This window comes from Kitasatospora sp. NPDC007106 (assembly GCF_040634455.1).
Taxonomy (GTDB): domain Bacteria; phylum Actinomycetota; class Actinomycetes; order Streptomycetales; family Streptomycetaceae; genus Kitasatospora; species Kitasatospora arboriphila.
The window spans coordinates 1-3,004 of sequence record NZ_JBEYFP010000711.1; the positions used below are offsets into that span (position 1 = coordinate 1).

2 protein-coding genes are annotated in these 3,004 nt (G+C 71.5%); both read right to left on the reverse strand.

Annotation, left to right across the window (positions count from 1 at the left end):
• Window positions 1–35 precede the first annotated feature (35 nt).
• Window positions 36–1,319 carry a cytochrome P450 gene (locus tag ABZ641_RS31200; RefSeq protein WP_359987239.1) on the reverse strand — a complete coding sequence of 428 codons (1,284 nt, stop codon included), beginning with the start codon at window positions 1,317–1,319 and terminating at the stop codon, window positions 36–38.
• An 83-nt stretch (window positions 1,320–1,402) separates the two neighbouring features.
• A complete protein-coding gene (locus tag ABZ641_RS31205) occupies window positions 1,403–2,752 on the reverse strand; it encodes a glutamine synthetase family protein (protein WP_359987242.1) in 1,350 nt (449 codons plus the stop codon).
• Window positions 2,753–3,004 lie beyond the last annotated feature (252 nt).

The following is a 3,004-nucleotide window of genomic DNA, read 5'->3' on the forward strand; positions in this document are numbered from 1 at the left end:
GGCGGATCCCCGGTCCGGTGGTGCTGCCGCGCCGGTCAGGCCAGGGTGACCTCCACGGGGAGCTTCTTGATGCCGTTGACGAAGTTGGACCGCACGCGCGGGACGTCCCCGGCGAGGCGGATCGAGGAGAGTCGCGGGATCAGCTCCTCGAACATGATGCGGATCTCGGTACGGGCCAGCAGGTTGCCGAGGCACAGGTGCGGGCTGCCCTTGCCGAAGGTGATGTGGTCGTTGTCGGTGCGGGTGACGTCGAAGTCGTAGGGGTTGCCGAAGACCTCCTCGTCGCGGTTGCCCGAGGCGTACCACATGACCACCTTGTCGCCCTCCCTGATCCGCTTGCCGCCGAGCTCCACGTCGCGGGTGGCGGTGCGGCGGAAGTGGTAGACGGGGGAGGCCCAGCGCAGGAACTCCTCGACCGCGGCGGGGATCAGCGAGGGGTCCTCCTGGAGCCGGGCGAGCTGCTCCGGGTGCTGGATGAGCGCCAGCATCGAGTGGCTGATGGTGTGCCGGGTGGTCTCGTTCCCGGCGACGACGAGCAGCAGGAAGTAGTTGTCGAAGTCCTGCGCGCTGAGCGGGACGCCGTCCCGGGGGGTCTCGTTGACCAGCCGGGAGACCAGGTCGGTGCCGTTGCCGCCGCGCCGCTGTCGGGCCAGTTCGCGGCCGTACTCGAAGACCTCCAGCGAGGCCGGGGAGCGGAACGGCAGGTCGCGGTACTTCTCGCTCTCCGCGCTGTGGAGCAGGACGTCGGCGTAGTCGGGGTCGGTGTTGCCGATGATGCGGTTGCCCCAGTCGATGAGCTTCTGGTTGTCCTCCGGCGGCACGTCCAGCAGCCGGGCCAGCACGTTGATGGGGAAGTCGGCGGAGACGTCGGAGACGAAGTCGAAGCCGCCCTTGGCCAGCGCCGCGTCCAGCGTCTTCGAGGTGAGGCCGCGCAGGAAGTCGGCGTACTGGTTGATGGTGCTCTGCCCGAACTGCCGCTGCAGCACGCTGCGCATGGCGCGGTGGCGGACGCCGTCCAGCTCCAGGATGGAGGCGCGCTTCTTGATCTGGTCGTCGTCCAGCTCCTCCAGGTTGACGAACCGGGTGGAGGTGAAGGTCTCGGCGTCGCGGTCCACGCGGGCGATGTCCGCGTGGCGGGTGACGGCCCAGAAGCCGGAGTTGGGCTCGGGCTCGGGCTGCCAGTGGACGGGGTCCTGGTGGCGGAGGGTGCGGAACATGCGCCAGGGGGTGACGCCGTCGGTGAAGTTGTCGAGGTCGGCGAGGTCCACCTGGTCCAGCGGCAGGGGCTCGTGCACGGCGTCGAGGGGGAGGATGGTCACGGGGGCTCCAAGGGGTGGGACGTCGGTGTGCGGTGGCCGGGCGTCGTCCGTCCGGCGACTCGGAGGCGGGTTCAGAGGCGGGTTCAGAGGTGGTAGGCGTACTCGTCGAACTCCCAGTCGGTGATGTGCCGCTGGAAGCGCTCGACCTCGTGGCGCTTGTAGGCGAGGAAGGAGGTGGTGAACTCCTTGCCGAGCAGCTCGGTGAGGGCGGTGTCCGCCTCCAGGGCGTCCAGCGCGGCGGGCAGGCTCGTCGGGAGGACGGCGGACCGGGTGGCGTCGTAGCCGTAGCCGTCCAGCGGGGCCGGGGGCTCCTCGCCGGCCTGCACGCCGAGCAGGGCGGCGGCGACGGTCGCCGCGATCAGCAGGTAGGGGTTGGCGCTGGCGTCGCCGAGCCGCAGCTCCAGGCGGGCGCCGGAGCCGCGCTCGGGCGGGATCCGGACCATGGCGCTGCGGTTGTCCAGGCCCCAGTCGACGAGCCAGGGGGCCAGGGTGTCCGGGCCGAACCGCTTGTAGGAGTTGACGGTGGGGTTGAGCAGCGCGGTGAGGGCGGGCGCGTGGGCGAGGATGCCGGCGACGGCGTGCCGCGCGGTGTCGGAGAGGCCGTGCGGCGCGCCCGGGTCGTCGAAGGTGTTGGCGCCGTCGGCATCGGTGCAGGACAGGTGGAGGTGGAAGCCGGAGCCGCCGGAGCCGTTGAAGGGCTTGGCCATGAAGGTGGCCAGGTTGCCCTCCCGGCGGGCGAGTTCCTTCACCGCGCTCTTGAAGCGGAAGGCCCGGTCGGCCGCGTCCAGCGCCTCGGAGTGGGTGAGGTTGATCTCGAACTGGCCGCCGTCGAACTCGTGGTTGCCGGAGAGCACGCCGATGCCGAGCCCGCGCAGCTGCCGCAGGGTGCGCAGCAGGTGGTTCTCCGGGTCGGCGCGCAGGCCGGCGGTGTAGACGACGCCCTCGACGTCGGAGTACCGCCGCCAGCCGCCGTCGGGGGCCGGGGTGCACAGGAAGTACTCGAGTTCCGGGCCGACCACCGGCCGCAGGCCGTGTTCGGCGCAGCGGGCGAGGACGGTGCGCAGCAGGTCGCGGGGTGACTCGGGGGCGGGTGCGCCGGTGGCCGGGTCGGTGACCTCGCCCAGGCAGCTGGCGACGCCCGGCTCCCACGGCAGCGCGACCAGCGTGTCCAGGGCGGGGCGGACGGTGACGTCGGGCAGGCCCGCTTCGAGTCCGCCGGGCACGGGGACGACGTGGCCCCGGGGGCTGGTGTGGTAGACGGCGCGGCAGAAGGCGAGGCCGTGTTCGCACGCCGTGGGCAGGTGGTCGAGCAGGACGTCGCGGGCGCGGTCGGTGCCGATGAGGTCGGGGTAGGTCACCCGGACCACGTCGATGCCCTGGGCGGACAGCCGCGCGAGTTCGGTGTCGAGCTCGGGGGTGGGGGATGCGCTCACCGGTGCCTCCTGGGGCGGCGTGGGCGGGGGTGGGGATGCGGGCGGGCAGGGGAGTGGCCCGCGACAGGGGGCGAAGGCGGCCCTGTCATTTGGCCTCAAACGCTAGGTCGCCCTCCTCGGGCCCGCAAGAGGCGATGGGAAGAATTTATCCATCCGGATAGCTATTGACCAGACCTCCCGGTCGACCTACGTTATTTGAAGCCAAACGAGTTCGGGGCTCCTGGTAGCCCCGTTGGCGAAGGACCGGCAGCC